General features: G+C 58.7%; 13 protein-coding genes and 1 pseudogene. 12 read left to right on the top strand and 2 right to left on the bottom strand.

What is annotated here, in order from left to right:
• Window positions 1-124 precede the first annotated feature (124 nt).
• From ABRA89_RS15465 to ABRA89_RS15455, 3 genes are read left to right on the top strand one after another with little or no spacing between them, the layout of a single operon-like run.
• The gene (locus ABRA89_RS15465; RefSeq protein ID WP_349942393.1) at window positions 125-445 is read left to right on the top strand and encodes a hypothetical protein; all 321 of its coding nucleotides are present in this window, start codon (window positions 125-127) and stop codon (window positions 443-445) included.
• A 38-nt stretch (window positions 446-483) separates the two neighbouring features.
• Window positions 484-960 (top strand): nucleoside deaminase, encoded by a 477-nt coding sequence (locus tag ABRA89_RS15460; protein WP_349942392.1) that lies wholly within the window; start codon window positions 484-486, stop codon window positions 958-960.
• Window positions 961-971: 11 nt separating this feature from the next.
• Window positions 972-2,483 (top strand): UdgX family uracil-DNA binding protein, encoded by a 1,512-nt coding sequence (locus tag ABRA89_RS15455; protein WP_349942391.1) that lies wholly within the window; start codon window positions 972-974, stop codon window positions 2,481-2,483.
• Window positions 2,484-2,532: 49 nt separating this feature from the next.
• Here ABRA89_RS15455 and ABRA89_RS15450 read toward each other — a convergent pair whose 3' ends face one another.
• Window positions 2,533-4,518 carry a putative bifunctional diguanylate cyclase/phosphodiesterase gene (locus ABRA89_RS15450; protein WP_349942390.1) on the bottom strand — a complete coding sequence of 662 codons (1,986 nt, stop codon included), beginning with the start codon at window positions 4,516-4,518 and terminating at the stop codon, window positions 2,533-2,535.
• 327 nt (window positions 4,519-4,845) lie between these two features.
• Here ABRA89_RS15450 and ABRA89_RS15445 point away from each other — a divergent pair, with 327 nt between their 5' ends.
• Both ABRA89_RS15445 and ABRA89_RS15440 read left to right on the top strand, forming a co-directional pair.
• Window positions 4,846-5,277: a L,D-transpeptidase gene (locus ABRA89_RS15445; RefSeq protein ID WP_349942389.1), complete on the top strand. Its 432-nt coding sequence runs from the start codon at window positions 4,846-4,848 to the stop codon at window positions 5,275-5,277.
• Between the two features lie 184 nt (window positions 5,278-5,461).
• Window positions 5,462-6,772 (top strand): O-antigen ligase family protein, encoded by a 1,311-nt coding sequence (locus ABRA89_RS15440; protein WP_349942387.1) that lies wholly within the window; start codon window positions 5,462-5,464, stop codon window positions 6,770-6,772.
• Here the strand turns inward: ABRA89_RS15440 and ABRA89_RS15435 are convergent.
• The gene (locus tag ABRA89_RS15435) at window positions 6,738-7,325 is read right to left on the bottom strand and encodes a hypothetical protein (protein ID WP_349942386.1); all 588 of its coding nucleotides are present in this window, start codon (window positions 7,323-7,325) and stop codon (window positions 6,738-6,740) included. The two genes, ABRA89_RS15440 and ABRA89_RS15435, sit on opposite strands and share 35 nt — an antisense overlap.
• Before the next feature lie 868 nt (window positions 7,326-8,193).
• Here ABRA89_RS15435 and ABRA89_RS15430 point away from each other — a divergent pair.
• From ABRA89_RS15430 to ABRA89_RS15400, 7 genes and pseudogenes are all read left to right on the top strand, one after another.
• The gene (locus tag ABRA89_RS15430; protein WP_349942385.1) at window positions 8,194-9,267 is read left to right on the top strand and encodes a PP2C family protein-serine/threonine phosphatase; all 1,074 of its coding nucleotides are present in this window, start codon (window positions 8,194-8,196) and stop codon (window positions 9,265-9,267) included.
• The gene (locus tag ABRA89_RS15425) at window positions 9,264-10,331 is read left to right on the top strand and encodes a serine/threonine protein kinase (RefSeq protein ID WP_349942384.1); all 1,068 of its coding nucleotides are present in this window, start codon (window positions 9,264-9,266) and stop codon (window positions 10,329-10,331) included. The genes ABRA89_RS15430 and ABRA89_RS15425 overlap by 4 nt, the downstream gene beginning before the upstream one ends.
• Window positions 10,328-11,392: a serine/threonine-protein kinase gene (locus tag ABRA89_RS15420; RefSeq protein ID WP_349942383.1), complete on the top strand. Its 1,065-nt coding sequence runs from the start codon at window positions 10,328-10,330 to the stop codon at window positions 11,390-11,392. The genes ABRA89_RS15425 and ABRA89_RS15420 overlap by 4 nt, the downstream gene beginning before the upstream one ends.
• Window positions 11,393-11,696: 304 nt before the next feature.
• A pseudogene (gene rpsO / locus ABRA89_RS15415) lies at window positions 11,697-11,981 on the top strand (30S ribosomal protein S15); the annotation flags it as partial.
• A gap of 388 nt (window positions 11,982-12,369) precedes the next feature.
• Entirely contained in the window at window positions 12,370-14,505 is a 2,136-nt protein-coding gene (gene pnp, locus ABRA89_RS15410; protein ID WP_349942381.1) for a polyribonucleotide nucleotidyltransferase, read from the top strand.
• 253 nt (window positions 14,506-14,758) lie between these two features.
• On the top strand, window positions 14,759-15,139 hold the full coding sequence (locus ABRA89_RS15405; protein WP_349942380.1) for a PAAR domain-containing protein: 381 nt from the start codon (window positions 14,759-14,761) through the stop codon (window positions 15,137-15,139).
• A gap of 148 nt (window positions 15,140-15,287) precedes the next feature.
• On the top strand, window positions 15,288-16,211 hold the full coding sequence (locus ABRA89_RS15400; protein ID WP_349942379.1) for a hypothetical protein: 924 nt from the start codon (window positions 15,288-15,290) through the stop codon (window positions 16,209-16,211).
• Window positions 16,212-16,264: the final 53 nt, after the last annotated feature.

Below are 16,264 nucleotides of genomic sequence, written 5' to 3'. Positions count from 1 at the left end.
TACCATGGGCTACGGAGGCGGGTGCCGGAAAATGGATCGGATTCGCCGTGTACAGAGTTCTTCCCTCGAGTGTCAGAGTAAGTCGCTCTCCCGTTGTTTTGAATTGCAGGACGAGGCCCGGATCATGCCCATCCATTCGCTGAAATCGAAACAATGCCGATCGCGCCTGTTTCTTGCGCCGTTCGGTCTCCTCGCTCTCGCAGGCTGCAACACGGCGACACCCTATCCGCTCGAAAATCCGATCAGGGGAGCAGCGGTTTCGGCAAACCCCTATCGGCCGGGAACTCCGGAATACTGCCGACAATATGCGCGCCAGACGGCCGCGAATGCCTATGAGGGCCGCGTCGATCGCGGTGAGGATGGTTTCGGCGTCCGTGCGCTGACGGAACAAGACGCGCGGCGTGACGGTGCCCGCGCCTACGAGCGCTGCCTCAATCGCCGCTGACTGGTTTGACGAAACACAATGAAAATTCGGGAGCCGGTATGATCGACGAAACCGACCGCAAGCACTTGTCCCGTTGCGTGCAACTGGCGCGCCAAGCTGTGGAGGAGGGGCACAAGCCGTTCGGCTCGATCCTTGTCGCGGGCGACGGCACTGTACTGAAGGAAGACTTCAACCGCACCGGTACGGGCGACTCGACGGCCCACCCGGAATTTGCTCTCGCCCATTGGGCAGGGCTCAATATGGAGCCGTCCGAGCGCTCCAGCGCGACCGTCTATACATCCGGCGAACATTGCCCGATGTGCGCGACCGCTCACGGCATCGTCGGCCTCGGGCGCATCGTCTATGCGAGTTCGACCGAACAGCTTCTCGCCTGGCTCGACGATCTCGGGGTCGACGGTTTTCCGTTCAAGGCGATACGGGCGCACGAGGTTTTGCCGAACCATAAAGTCGCGGGTCCGGACGAGACGTTTGCCGATGAAATCTACGCGCTCCACGAGCGGGTTCACCGGCGCTGACCGTCGACTTCATGTATTCCGCCGATCTCAAATTTTCAGCCGATTTCGATGGCTGGCGCGATGCTGCGCGTGCTGCGTTCTCGAACGGAGTTCGACCGGAAGATCTGTCTTTCACGATAGAAGGCGAGGGCGCCGGCCTCTTTTCCGGACCGTTGCCGCCTCACGATCCGAGCGGTCCGCAGCCGACTGTCCCCAGAGCCTTCGTGGATCTCGCTCGCAAGATCGTCTGCCATGCGGCCACGGACCGCTTCGTCTTCGCCTATAGCCTGCTCTGGCGCCTCCAGAGCGAAAAGCGACTTCTCGGCATCGCGTCCGATGCCGATGTGATCCGCGCAAACGAGATGGAAAAGGCCGTTCGGCGCGACGCCCACAAGATGAAGGCCTTCGTTCGCTTCCGCGAGATCGAGGGTGACGAGGGCAACAAGCACTATGTCGCGTGGTTTGAGCCCTTCCATCATGTCGTCGAGGCGACCGCTCCCTTCTTTGCGCGCCGTTTTACCGGCATGACCTGGACGATTCTCACGCCCGAACGGACGGCGCACTGGAACGGCGCCGAGCTCACCTTTCTCCCAGGTGCGAGCCGCGAGATGGCTCCATCAGGCGACGACATGGAAGACCTCTGGCTCACCTACTACGCTTCGATCTTCAATCCGGCCCGCCTGAAAGTGAAGGCCATGCAGGCGGAAATGCCGAAGAAATACTGGGCGAACATGCCGGAAACGGCGCTTGTCAAACCACTCGTCGCCGGCGCCGAAGCGGCGCAGCGCCGCATGATCGAAACTGCTCCGACCCTTCCGAGTTTGCGCCACGAGAAGATGAGCGAACGCCGGGAGATCGACATGGGACGGGAAAGCGCGGAAGAGCCGATGCTCGAGCTCGGTGCAGGTCTTGCCGAGCCGGGCTCCAACCTGCCGAAGACGATCGAAGATGCGCGCCGGGCGGCGGCAAGCTGTCAGGCCTGTCCGCTGTGGGAGCCGGCGACGCAGACGGTTTTCGGCAAGGGGCCGGAGAACGCGCCGGTCATATTCGTCGGCGAGCAGCCCGGTGATCAGGAGGATATTGCTGGCGAGCCCTTTGTCGGACCGGCCGGCAAGGTCTTCGACGAGGCGCTTTTGGCGGCAGGCGTCGATCGCTCTCAAGCTTATGTCACGAATGCCGTCAAACACTTCAAGTTCACGCCGCGTGGCAAGCGGCGTATCCACGCGAAACCGAATTCAGGAGAAATCCAGACGTGCCGCTGGTGGCTCGATATCGAACGAGAAGTCGTCAAACCGAAGTTGATCGTGGCTTTAGGGGCAACGGCGGCTCACGCCATTCTCGGCAAGACGGTGACGATCCGCGATACGCGCTCGAAACTGATCGACCTGACCGAGGAGACGCGGTTTCTCGTCACTGTGCATCCGTCCTACATTCTGCGTCTCCCGGATGCGACTGCTCAGGAGCGGGAACGTGAAGCCTTTCACGCCGATATGGAATTGGTGCTGAAGACGGTGCCGGAACTGGCTCTTTCTGGAAACGTCTGAAAATCAGTAATTCTGGGACCCGGCCATAGATGGCGTAGTGGGTTGGAATTTAGGCCATCCGCTTGCGGGCGGTTTCTTTCTCGGCCGCCGGCGCGATGCGATTCCGCCGGAAATGGGCGAGTGCTTCGACAGCGATTTCCGATGCGGGAGCAGGACGTCCGAAATAATAGCCCTGAATCTGGTCGCAGCCGCAGTCGCGCAGCAACTCCACCTGCTCGGCCTCTTCGACGCCTTCGGTCACCACCTTCATTCCCATGTGATGACCCATTGCGACGATCGTGCGCACGAGCTGATCGACCTTCTCCTCACCGCGCGCCATCGCGAACATGAAGCTTTGGTCGATCTTGAGCTTGTCGAACGGGAAGCGCCAGACATAGCTGAGAGAAGAGTAGCCCGTTCCGAAATCATCCATGGCGACGGAAATGCCAAGGGCTTTCAGGCTCTTGAGCTGCTCCAGAACATCGTCGGAACGGTCCAGAACGAGGGACTCCACCACTTCGAGTTCGAGCTGCTTTCCTTTGATGCCGGCCGCGGCGAGCGCGTCCGTGACGATCGAGACGAGATCGCCATCGGCGAACTGAACTGTCGAAAGGTTGACCGAGACAAAGCAGTCTTCCGGCCAATTTGCGGCCTGACGGGCGGCTTCCTGAATGACCCAGGTCCCGATCCGCTTGATATAGCCGCGTGCTTCCGCGATCGGGACGAACTCGCCTGGCGAGATCAGATTGCCGTCTGTGTCGCGCAGGCGGATGAGCGCTTCGAAGCCGAGAATCTGGTGTGTCGAGCCGCAGACGAGCGGTTGATAATGAAGCTCGAAGCCGTCGTTTTCGACGGCGTAGCGGACCTGCGCCTCGACAAGCCGTCGGCGATGGTTGTCCTCGTCCATCCAGGCTTCGAAGAAGACCAGATCGTCCTGTTTCGACGACTTGTGCCGGAAATGAGCGAGCTCGGCATGCTTTACGAGTTCGGTATGGCTGCGTCCGTCGGTCGGAACCATCGCGCAACCGATCGAAATAGAAGGCTCGATCCGCTCGCCGCATTGTTCGATCGGTTCGCCAAGCGCATTTGTGAGCCGGCGGGCGAAGGACCTGACATCGTTGGCGCTCGAAACGCGACGCTTCAAAATCGCGAAATCGTCCGGTCCGATACGGGCGACGAGATCGTCCTTCTGGGCAATGAAGCGGATCCGCTTGCCAAGAACCTTGAGAATTTCGTCGCCGTTCGCCTGCCCCAATCGAGCATTGATCTCCCCGAGCTCGTCGAGATCGATATAAATGTAGGCCATGCGCTCGCGCGTTGCGCGCGCTGTCACCATCACCCGGTCCGTCTCTTCCTGCATGCGTCGGCGATTGAGAAGCTGGGTGAGGCTGTCGTGATTGGCGAGAAACTCGATGCGTGCGTCGGCTTCGGCAATTTTCCGGCGGCGGAAGAGATAGGCGGCGAAAGGCACCCCGGTTGCAATGAGCAGAATGAGGGCGGTCAGCGAGAACGCCTTGTAAAGCGTGCCCGTGTAGAGACCGCGATCAGCCGTCACATCGGCCTGCACCGAAAGGAATCCGATGCGCTCGCCATCGCGGAACAACGGCTTGATCACCGACGGCGGCTGGTCGCCGTTCTTGACGAAGACACGCCACTGACCTTTGCGAGCGATCGTGCTTTCGGCAAGGGAGTCCCCGTTCGACATCCCGCCCGGCCTGTCTCGCATCAACCAGCCATAGCGTTCGGAGCGGGACTGATAGATTTCGTGGCCGTCGCGGTCGAAAAGTGAAAAGCGCTCAATTCCGGATAGGTTCGAAACCTTGCGGATCGTCGCTTCGATGTCGGGGGTGCGGCTGATGCCCGTCATGAAGGCATCGAGTGCGCCGGGTTCGGTGAGAAGGAGCTCGGAGAAATTATCGGCTCTGCCGGAAATCTCGGTTTCGACGATGTCGCCGACGGCAATCGATCCGACGAACAAGACGCTGACGATGACGAAGCCCGCGATCGCAAGTGCTCCGGCAAAAACAGCAGCATGTTGTCTTAGCGTGTGAAGCACGTCCTGCCCGCTTGCTCTCCGTTGAATACCGAGAACTACCGGCAAGAAGTAAACAAATCGAAGCCTCGTGAGCAAAAGACCGGGGGATTGGCACTGGATTGCTTAGCGGTTGCGCGATTCATCCGCTCTTGGAAATAAGTGCTATCCAAGATTGCATCTGTGCTGGATTCGAACAGCTTCGGCTTAGCCTGCGGCATATGGCCGAGCAGGATGGTTCACAAAGAATCGCGAAGTGTGGAATCAGTCTAGACTTTGGCAAAAATTAGGCCATTATACGTCAGAAAAGCGGCGGCAAGTCGGTCCAAACACTAATGGCTGGAGGCCTTCATGAAACATTTTGCTGTCTGTCTTGCGTTTGCGCTCGGAATTCTGACATTCGGTTTGACTAACGCTGCGGAAGCTCGCCTGGTCGCGAAGATCGATCTATCCTCACAGCGCATGACGGTGATCAACAACGGCAAGGTGCTCTACAACTGGCCGGTCTCGACGGCGCGCAAGGGTTACCGCACGCCGACCGGCACCTGGAGGCCGAAGCGCCTGCACCGCATGTGGTATTCCCGCAAATACGACATGAGCCCGATGCCCTATTCGGTCTTCTATAGCGGCGGCTATGCGATCCACGGCACCGGCGCGATCTCGCGGCTCGGCCGTCCCGCCTCGCATGGCTGCGTGCGTCTGCATCCGGCCAACGCCAAGCGCTTCTACAACCTCGTTCGCCGCCACGGCATGGGCAATACCCGTGTCGTCGTCCAGCGCTGAACTGCCGTCTCGCTCGAAAGCCAAGCAGACACTGTAGGCCGTCGGATTTCCGGATCCGGCGGCTCGATGCATTGTGGCACGGACAGCTTACTCCGCGGATAACCGAGGTATCATGGTCGAAAATTTAATACCCCATTAGCCATGTACGATTACGCTCTGGTCGCACTAGCAGCGACGGCGGGCCATGCAGCAGACAGTCTATCCTTCCCAGCCAATAGGGCTTTCGCTGGAAGAGCGCGCGCTATCGGCGGGACGAACCCTGCTTGCCGTCGGCCTGATGACCGCCCTCGTCATGACGCTGATGCCGTTCCCCGCAGGCTATGCGACATTTGCGGCTGTCGACGGAAATCCCGTCAACAAATACGGTTACAGCGCACTCGCGATGCTGGCGCTGCTCGGCCACTTCATGTTTGCCGACCGGCGCGTTGCTTTGACGTTGCTGCGGCCGGCCTGGCTGATCCTCGCCGCGTGGCTCGTCCTTTCCTCCGTCAACTCGATCATGCCGGAACTCGCCTTTCGCGCGGCGCTGTTCACGATCGCGGCGATGATCGCGGCGACGGGCGCGCTGTCGCTGCCGGCCAATGCTTCGGCGTTCCGGCTCTGCCTTACCGTGATGGCGCTTGTCGTGCTCGGCCTCTGCTATTTCGGCGTCGTCGCGATGCCGAGCCTTGCGATCCATCAGGCCTTCGAGACGGAGAGCCAGCATTCCGGGCTCTGGCGCGGTATTTACAGCCACAAGAACGTGACGGGTCAGGTGATGGCCCCGCTGTTCTTCATCGGGTTCTATCTCTGGCGCGCGGGCCACTGGAAGGCCGGCGTGCTGATCGCGGTTCTCAGCTTCATCTTGGCCTACAAGACCGGCTCGAAGACGACGCTGGCGCTGATGCCGGCGGTGATGCTTTTGGTCCTTTCGGGCCGCATCTTCGGCGGTCGGATCCTGCCGGTTCTTCTCGTCTTCGGCGCGGTGACGGCGGTTGGCATGATGACGCTCGGCACGGTGTTGAGCGATACGCTGAATTCGATCCTGCAACTCGTGCTGCCCGGCACGACCTTTACCGGACGGACCGATCTCTGGCGCTTCACGCTCGACCTGATGGGCCCGCAGCAGTGGATCGGCTACGGCGTCGACACCTTCTGGTCGACCCCGATCGTGATGACGGCCGAGGCGCCGTTCGAGCTCACCTGGGACCCGCGCGGCATCGTGAACGCCCATAACGGCTATCTCGACATCGCGATCACCATCGGCTGGCCCGGCCTGTTGATGGCGATGATCGTGCTCTTCGTCCTGCCGCTGGTCGACTATGTGAAGTGCCGGGAGACCCGCGAGAACCATCTCGCGGCCGATCTCTTCCTGATGATCCTCACCTTCATGCTGATGAATTCGTTCCTGGAATCCTTCTTCTTCGCGCGCGGGCACCCCGGATGGATGCTGACCTGGATCGCGGTGGTGGGCTTGAGGCTCACGGCGCGCCATCAGCTGAAACCGGCCGGCTGACCGCGCCGCCAGCCGCTTCGTCGGGCGTCTCGCCCAGGCCGAACCGTTCCTTCGCCCGTCGCATCACCTGCCGCTCCAGCGCCTGAAAGTTGTTGCGCTCGCGAAAGACCTGCGGCGCGTTCTGGCGCACCATCATGAGATGGAGGGCGTGGGCGACGTCGGCGGGCAGCTGCTGAAGGCAGGGGAGGCCGGTGCGCCCCCAGGTCTTGGCGGTGAGGGGCGTCTCGCCGGCGCGGGAGCCGAAGCGGCACTGGAAGGCGCGGCGGCATTCGGGCCGCTTGCAGTAGTGAAAGAACCTCTGCGCGAGCTCCGACAGGCACTGGTCGAAATCGTTGGGATCGTGCGGCAGGGCGCGGCGGCTTTCGTCGCCATCGCCGATCTTTCCGGCAGGCCGGCGACGGCGGGGCGGATGAACGGTGCGGCCGGCCTCTTCGAGAAGGTGAAGGATGTGGCGGAAGTGCTGGTGGGCGATGCGCTTGCCCTCGGCGAGTTCCGCCGGCGTCGGCGGCAGGTCGCCCACGGGATTTGCGTTGGGGGCCGGATGCTTCGCCATGGTCCGTCTCCTTGTCTCAAGCGGTCCGGCGATGGGACCTCGGCACCGGACGCGGGTTCGCGTTCCCGCGCTCGTTCGAGCCGGGGTTTGAAGGTCTTTCCTGATCCTCCCTCAAGTGGCAGGCCACCGGGACGATCCCTGTCTGGCTTTGCCCTTGAGCCTCTGAAGCCGCTGGCAAAGCCGGGTCGCTGCCATGAAGGGCGGCAGCGGAGCGCCGGAGGCAAACCCTCCGAGTATGCAATTCTATCCGGTTCGCCTCCGGCGCACCGCGCGGGATTTATCGTCCACGCTTCACCCAAGGTTCCTGCCGCGCCCGTTCCGCCGGCCCCGCCGTCCGCTACGTCTTGCCCGAAGGATCGGGTTTGACGGCGCGCGCGGGCGGCAGCGGTCGGGGCGAAGCCCAAACCTTCGGTGGCTGCCGGCGCTTCACGCTGGCCTTGGCGGCCATGCGTTCAAGGGGACCAATCCGCACCCGTGCCGTAGTACACGAGGGGCCGGCGGAGCCGCGGGACGTCCGGAGCGTGAGGGACTCCGGAAAAAGCCCCCGCACTGCAGACACCGCCCGCACCCCCGAACGATCCCGGCGATCGTCCTTGCCATTCGGTGGCGCGGTGAGGGGATGATAGGAGAGGGTGTCGGGGTGGGGATAAGATTTTAGCGGGTTAGCGATGGCTGCTGGTCTACTAAAGACGTGTGGCGCTTTGCCGAAATTGTTTGGGGGTCGTAACGTATATTCAAATGCCCCTCTCGTTCGAGGATCGTACTACGAAAAGGCTGCATCTCTTCGAAATTTGCCGATCCGAAGAGTATTGCACTAGCGACGAACAGTGTGGGATATGTCAACCGACTCTATCGATCGACGATCTACATGGAACGTAAAATCAATTTGCATACAGAAATAGCGCACCGAATAGAGGTTCTATTAGGCCAGAATGTAGCCATTCGTGGGAATCAGAATGGGCCGGGGTTTGCTATCTCAAGCGTCCAAGGCCCTCGCGAGGAGAACCAGGATAGGGCGGCGGTCGCACAGGTTTCTCTCCCGAACGGAGAGCGTTATCTCATAGCCATCGTATGCGATGGAATGGGAGGTATGTCTAAGGGCGGAATAGCAGCCGACTGCGCCTTAAGTCATTTCGTCGCCAGTGTTATTAATTTTAACCGCAGGAATGTGAAGCACAGTATTCTCCTTGGGATGCGCACGGCAAATTCGGCGGTATACAAACGTTTCGGTGGAAGTGGCGGCACTACGCTAAGTGCCGTCATTATGTCGGAACATAATGAGATTTGGATCGCGAATGCAGGTGATAGTCGGGTATACGGTCAAGATGAACTAAATGGTTTAACCCTTCTCACTCGTGACGATACCATTGGCGGTCAACTAAAAACCGAACCCGAAGACGCTATGCTCGATAATAGACTTATACAGTTCATAGGAATCGGAGATGTGCTTGAGCCGCATATAATCAGGGTCTGTAAGGAGCATTTCTCTTCAGTTTTGATTACTTCAGATGGAGCCCATAGTATAGGTCGCCAGGTGTTGTCTGGAATATTTAAATTTGGAGCGACTCCTGCTCAATTCTCAAGGCGAATTGTTTCAGTTGCCGAAAGCATAGGTATTGAAGATAACGCTTCTGCGATTTCGATCGATCCGGCTCAAATGAGATTCAATGCTAGTTATGGGTCGGCGATAGAGCTTTCGATTGTCTCGCCTTATGACCGCTTGGAGTTGTGGATCGATCCGGCATACGCATCTAGCGAACGTACATCGAAGGCATCCGCCGTTGAAAAAGAGCTTTCTAAGTCGGAGATCGAGCGAGATAAGAAGCCCAAAAGGAAGCCAAAAGGTAATATGAAAAAGCGGAATACAAAAGTGGAACCAGACGCTGAAGTTAGGCCGCAATTAAATATTGAATTTCAGAACACGTCAGAAGACAAGTCATGATTAATCTACCAGACCGGTATTTAGACGTAATACAATATTTAACCGGCGGGGGAATGTCGGATACATTTATCTGCAAAGATAAGAATCTTTCACGTCGTGTCGTGATAAAATCTTTAAAGCATGGAATTGAAAAATATCGTCTTATAGATGAGTTGACGGCTCTTGCAAATATTAGATCGCAATATGTGGTTCAAGTCCTTGATGTGATAAAGGATGGCGACGATGTCGTTGGTTTTGTCGAAGAATACATAGATGGAACGGACCTTAAGCCATTACGGTCTGGTGTCTCTGAAATAGATATATTGAAGTTTTTATATCCAATAGCAGCTGGTATTTGCGATATTCATAATAGCGGAAGGCTTCATCGTGATCTAAAGCCTGACAACATGAAACTCGATATCGAAGGAGTTTTAAAGATATTTGATTTTGGTCTTGCTAAAATGGCCAACGGAGCAAAAACTAAGCAGTTTTTCTACACGCAAGGATATACGGCACCAGAGGCATTTCAGCAGGACGCTTTCGGTGTTCATCATTTCACCGAAGCAGTCGACGTTTATGCGTTCGGCATGATCGCTTTATGGGCTTTGAGCGATGGGGTTCTGCCATCAGCGCTCTGTGAGGTGCCGCCAAAAACTGTAAAGGTGCCAAAAAATTTTCAGCAAAGTCATGTCGCGTTAGGCGCTGACTTAGTTCAGCTACTCGACAGTACCCTTAGCAGTGACCCGTCGCTGCGGCCTTCTATGTTTGAAGTAAAAGAGCAGTTGGGAGCTCGGCTCCTCCGAGATCGGCACCGTATGCTAATAACTCACCAGGGCACTACATATGTTGTCGAAGCATCAAACCGAACAGTGAAGCTAAGTGCTGGTCAAGATGTAGTGACGATATACTATGATGGTGTGAAATTTTTTGTTACGAGCGTTACTGGTCACGTGCGACACAATAATCAACAGATGTCCAATGGCTACGTGCTTGAGGGCTCTTCAGTTATCGTCCTAGGTGACCCAAGTGCCGGTTATCGTACTTCGATTACAGCAGATATTTCTCATCCGGAGGTGACTTTATGAAGGGGCCGTTGGGAACTCAAGAATTGGCGGTGAACGGCAGATATGCTGCGACTAATTGGATTGGCGCAGGCGGAATGCAGCACGTCTATTCTGCTAGAGATACATTATTTGAAAGACGCGTTGCGCTTAAGACACCTAAAGACGATGCTGGTAGCAAACGATTCAGGATGTCAGCTGAAGTAAGTGCAAAAATAAATCATCAGAATGTTGCAAAAACTTTGGACTATTTTGATGACGGTGATAGGCAGTATATAGTTGAGGAGCTAGTTGAGGGTTTAGACTTATTTGAGGTAATGAGCCGCAGCTTGCCGTATCTACCGCCGTCGGTTTGTGCCAAAATTCTTCATCGATTAGCAAAAGGCCTCGCTGCTTCGCACACCGTTGGTGTCGTTCATCGAGATCTAAAGCCAAGCAACATCATGGTTGTGGGGGGCTCCCTTTTCGTAGACGTCAAAATTACCGACTTTGGAATTGCGAAAATGGCCGAAAATGAGATCGGACAATGGGCAGAAGTTGGGGGGGCTACATCTTCAAAGACCGTCTTAGGTGCGATCCCGTATATGTCGCCGGAAGCGATAAACGACTTCAAAGAGCCGAAAAAGTCATCGGACGTATGGGCAATAGCCGCCATCGTTTATGAGTTGCTGTCGGGGGCACCTCCTTTTGGAACTGGGCTTAAGTGTATCCCCAAGATTGTTGATGCAAAGCCCCCAAAGAAGCCAACACAAATTGCCGTAGCCCAATTTCGGGCTCTAGGTGACGAGCTGTACGATATTATCGTTAGTTGCCTGGAAAAAAACCCAGAGGACCGGCCGACGGCTAACGTATTGGTCTCAATGTGCGAAAGGCTCTGTTACGGTGATAGTAATTATAGCTTTGGGACAATTAGTAGCTTTGGGGCGCACACTGGCCGTATATTAGACTCGAACGGTGTGCAGCTTATGTGGCACCCGAATAGTTTTTACGGCACTAGAAGCAAAAAGATCGGAGCGAAAGTTTGGTTCGGGCGCGATCCCGGCCAGCCTTACGAGCGTGCGTTTCCGCTAGTGCTCGCTAGATGAAAAAAATTCGTAAAGATTACATGGCCTGTCATTGTGGCCTCTAACTAGTTTTGCGTCTTTCGCATCCGGTCTCAACACCCCTATCATTCCCGCCGCAATTCGCTTATATGCCGCCGCGTGCGGGCTCGGCGCTGCCGTGGCTCGCAACATTCAAGGCCGTCGCTGGACGACATCCCGGCGACCGGCGTCCCGAGCTCAAGATCCTCATTCTGAACGATCGTTGAGACCCCATCATCTCCGGGCCCATTCGGCTTGGCGTTTCGCTTGGATGAGCGGACGCGGGCAGGGCTCCGGATACACGAACAGAAAGGCATATCCGATGTCGATTACCGCCGAACGCAAGGCAGAGCTCCTGAAGGAGTATGGCACCAAGGAGAACGACACCGGCTCGCCGGAAGTTCAGGTTGCCCTTCTCACCGAGCGGATCACCAATCTGACCGAGCACTTCAAGGGCCACCACAAGGACAACCACTCCCGTCGTGGTCTTCTGAAGATGGTTTCGACCCGCCGCCGCCTTCTCGACTATGTGAAGGGCAAGGATCAGCAGCGCTACCAGACGCTGATCGAGCGGCTCGGTATCCGCCGCTAAAGGCTGGATCATAAGTTTCCCGGCGGGCATCGCTTGAAGCGGCGCCCGCCGGTTTCACATTCGCCGGATGATCCTTTATAAGGTCAGGCGGCGGACAAACCGCTGAATTTTGATGTCATGGGGCAGGATCATAAAGGGCTCGCGCCCGGCTGCGATTTAGCCGGATAGCCGGCCGCATTTTCAGAAAAAGTTGCACGACTTTTTCGCCAGGAAAATGCGCCCACCAAGAGAGCCTTTCATCGTCTTGCCCGTGGATCAAGGTTCGCACCCGATGTGCGATCCGTTCCGATGTGAAGCGCCGATTTGAAACTGGTGACAGACCAGGCGGCGCTGAAGGTGAAGGGGAGGGAATCTCCCCCGGATCGCCTGACAGAACAAAGGCAATGACATGTTCAATTCCCACAAGGTGGAAATCGACTGGGCCGGCCGCCGGCTGACTCTCGAAACCGGCAAGATCGCCCGGCAGGCCGACGGCGCGGTGCTCGCGACCTATGGCGAGACCGTGGTGATGGCGACGGTCGTCTCCGAAAAGCAGCCCAAGGCCGGCTTCGACTTCTTCCCCCTGACCGTCAACTACCAGGAAAAGACCTTCGCGGCGGGCAAGATCCCCGGCGGGTTCTTCAAGCGCGAGGGACGCCCGAGCGAGAAGGAGACGCTGACCTCGCGTCTCATCGACCGGCCGATCCGCCCGCTCTTCGCCGAAGGCTACAAGAACGACACGCAGGTCGTGCTCACGGTTCTGCAGCATGACCTGGAGAACGATCCAGACGTCGTCGCGATGGTTGCGGCGTCTGCCGCGCTGACGCTTTCGGGCGTGCCCTTCATGGGCCCGATCGGCGGCGCGCGCGTCGGCTATATCAACGGCGAGTACAAGGTGAACCCGCATGTGGACGAGATGCCGGAATCGGCGCTCGACCTCGTCGTCGCGGGCACCAAGGACGCCGTCCTGATGGTGGAATCGGAAGCCCACGAGCTTTCCGAAGACGTGATGCTGGGCGCGGTGATGGAAGGCCATCGCTCGTTCCAGCCGGTGATCGACGCGATCATCAAGCTTGCGGAAGTCGCTGCCAAGGAGCCGCGCGAGCACAATGCGCCGGATCATTCGGCTCTCGAAGGCGAGATGCTGAAGGTGATCGAGGACGACCTCCGGGCCGCCTACAAGATCACCGACAAGCAGGAGCGCACCAGCGCCGTCGCCACCGTCAAGGAGAAGGTGGTCGCCCACTTCCTTCCCGAGGGCGAGGACGAGCCGAAGTTCACCAAGGAAGAGGTGAACGCGGTCTTCAAGAGCCTGCAGGCGAAGATCGTGCGCTGGAACATCCTCGATACGCAGTCGCGTATCGACGGGCGTTCGCTGGACACGGTCCGCAAGATCGTCTCGGAAGTCGGCATCCTGCCGCGCACCCACGGTTCGGCGCTGTTCACGCGCGGCGAGACCCAGGCGCTGGTGGTGGCGACGCTCGGCACGGGCGAGGACGAGCAGTTCGTCGACGCGCTGACCGGCACCTACAAGGAGCGCTTCCTGCTCCATTACAACTTCCCGCCCTATTCGGTGGGTGAGACGGGCCGCATGGGTTCGCCCGGACGCCGCGAGATCGGCCACGGCAAGCTCGCCTGGCGCGCGATCCGTCCGATGCTGCCGGCACCGGAGCAGTTCCCGTACACGCTGCGGGCGGTCTCGGAGATCACCGAGTCCAACGGTTCGTCCTCGATGGCGACGGTCTGCGGCACCTCGCTCGCATTCATGGATGCCGGCGTTCCGCTGAAGCGTCCGGTGGCGGGCATCGCCATGGGCCTCATCAAGGAAGGCGATCGCTTCGCGGTGCTGTCGGATATTCTCGGCGACGAGGACCATCTCGGCGACATGGACTTCAAGGTGGCCGGCACGGAGGAGGGCATCACCTCGCTCCAGATGGACATCAAGATCCAGGGCATCACCGAAGAGATCATGAAGGTGGCGCTCGACCAGGCGAAGGGCGGCCGCGTTCATATCCTCGGCGAGATGAACTCGGCGCTGGGTGAAGCCCGCTCCGAGCTCGGCGAGTTCGCGCCGCGCATCGAGGTGATGCAGATCCCGACCGACAAGATCCGCGACGTGATCGGCTCGGGCGGCAAGGTCATCCGCGAGATCGTGGAAAAGACCGGCGCCAAGATCAACATCGACGACGAGGGCACGATCAAGATCGCCTCGTCTTCGGGCAAGGAGATCGAGGCGGCCCGCAAGTGGATCCACTCGATCGTGGCCGAGCCGGAAGTCGGAGAGGTCTACGAGGGCACGGTCGTGAAGACGGTGGAGTTCGGCGCGTTCGTCAACTTCTTCGGCTCGCGCGACGGCCTCGTCCACATCTCCCAGCTCGGCGAAGGCCGCGTCGCCAAGACGACGGACGTCGTCAAGGAAGGCGACAAGGTCTGGGTCAAGCTCATGGGCTTCGACGAGCGCGGCAAGGTGCGCCTGTCGATGAAGGTCGTCGACCAGGAGTCCGGCGAAGAGATCAAGAAGAGCAAGGAAGACGACGCGGCCTAAGCTGCGCCTGTTTCAAAACTCGCAAAATTCGAAGCGCGTCGGGGGTGACCCCGGCGCGCTTTTCGTTTGAGGGCGGCTGCCCGGATTGGTCGCCTCGTTGCAGGTTCCTGCAAGCTGAGATGGTATCCACTGGGGCACGGATAGATCTGCATTTATGTCTCTCGGGTTGTGGATTCGCTCGTTTTGGTGCAGGGAAAGCCGTAGAGCAGCACGCGATGTTTTCGCGAACGTCCCGCCAAGTTGGAGATGGAAAATGCCGCCAGCCCATCGCAAGGGAGACATCGGCTCCGGCCACGAATGCCACTTCCCGCCTACGCCCGCTTCCGGCGGAAGCCCGAACGTTTTCGTCAACGGGCGGCCGCTGATGCGTGTCGGCGATGCCTATGTTCCCCATGCCTGCGTCGTCGGCCATGCGGGTCCGCATGGTCGGGCTCTCGCAGAAGGTTCGGCGACGGTTTTCGTGAACGGTCAGAAAGCGGGCCGCAAAGGCGATGCGATCGACTGTGGCGGGCAGGCGCAGACGGCGTCTCCCAATGTATTCATTGGAGACAAGGGAGCCGATGGCAAAGCCGGCGGGCCGGCAGGGTGCCAGAAAGCGATGGCCGGGCAATCGATGCCATTCGTCAAGGGCTGATAGAGTGCCCCCAGCGAAAGAGGAAACGTCTAACAATCCTGGACCTGCAGATAGCGGTTCGCAGCGGCGCGAAGATAAGTCCAAGCCTTTTGCCGATGCCTTCGCTCGCTTGGTGTCAGAAGCCCGGCGGCTTCTAGCTGAACCAAAATTGCGGCTACGCCTCGTGGTGGACGGAGCCGGTTTCGAGGATGCGCCGGAATTGCTGGACGAGGCAGGTGTTTATCATCGGCCTCTCTATCTCGGCTCTGACAAGCTGCTTATCGCTGCGGGTCCGCACCTTGTCGATCTCTACCGCGAGCGGCGGCACGCGAACTCTATGGCTGAACCCGAATCCGACGTGGCCGGCGATCTTTCAGACGCAGCTTTGGAGGCCGAGGCAAACCGCGTCGCGCAGCGGATGAAGGACGCTCTTGCCGCCGGAGATGAGACGGGCGGCGGTCTTCTGCCATCTGATCAGTCGGAGTTGGAGAACGCGGATAGCGGTGCCGATCCGCGGACCCACGAAGCGGCGCAAGACCGTCTCGACCGGGTTGTCGCCGCGCTGGGGCCGACACCCTTTGTAGTATTTTGGGTCGGCGAACGGGAGATGTCGGACGCGGTTTTGTTCAAGCATCTGCGAACCTTGAACAAGGTTCTGATCCCCAACTCGAATGTTGAGGATGGCGAGGACGCACCCTTTTCCGATGAGACCCCACCGATCGGCGAGGAGAAGGCGAGCGTTCCAGAACCTGCCGAAAGAGCCGGTTACGAGGCGGTTCTCTTCCGCCATGCAGATGGCAACGCTCTCGCCCAGGTTCTTCCGGCTCTGGAGCCGACCAATCTGTCACGGATCTTTGGGCCGTCCGATATTCTGCTCTACGCCTCGCCGGATTATCCAAGCCCGTCGGGCCAGCGCTTGACGCGGGCTGCCCGCGCCGCCGATCTGCCGCCCGCCCCGCCGGGCATGATGAAGCTGTCGAAAGCCGAGATCGAGAGAATTGAGTTACGCCGGCTGGAGAGGATGGTGGATTCCAGGGTGAAGTGCAACGTGATCATGAGAAGCGGATTTGGACGTCTTTGCCAAGTTCTTTGAGCATGGCTTGGAGAGGCGTGACGAAGCCGAGGCATTTTCTCGGTGTCGTATTG

The sequence above is a fragment of the Fulvimarina thalattae genome (assembly GCF_040239565.1).
Classification (GTDB): Bacteria; Pseudomonadota; Alphaproteobacteria; order Rhizobiales; family Rhizobiaceae; genus Fulvimarina.
Note: the sequence above shows the minus strand (reverse complement) of the source record. Positions and strands in the feature narration are given on the sequence as shown.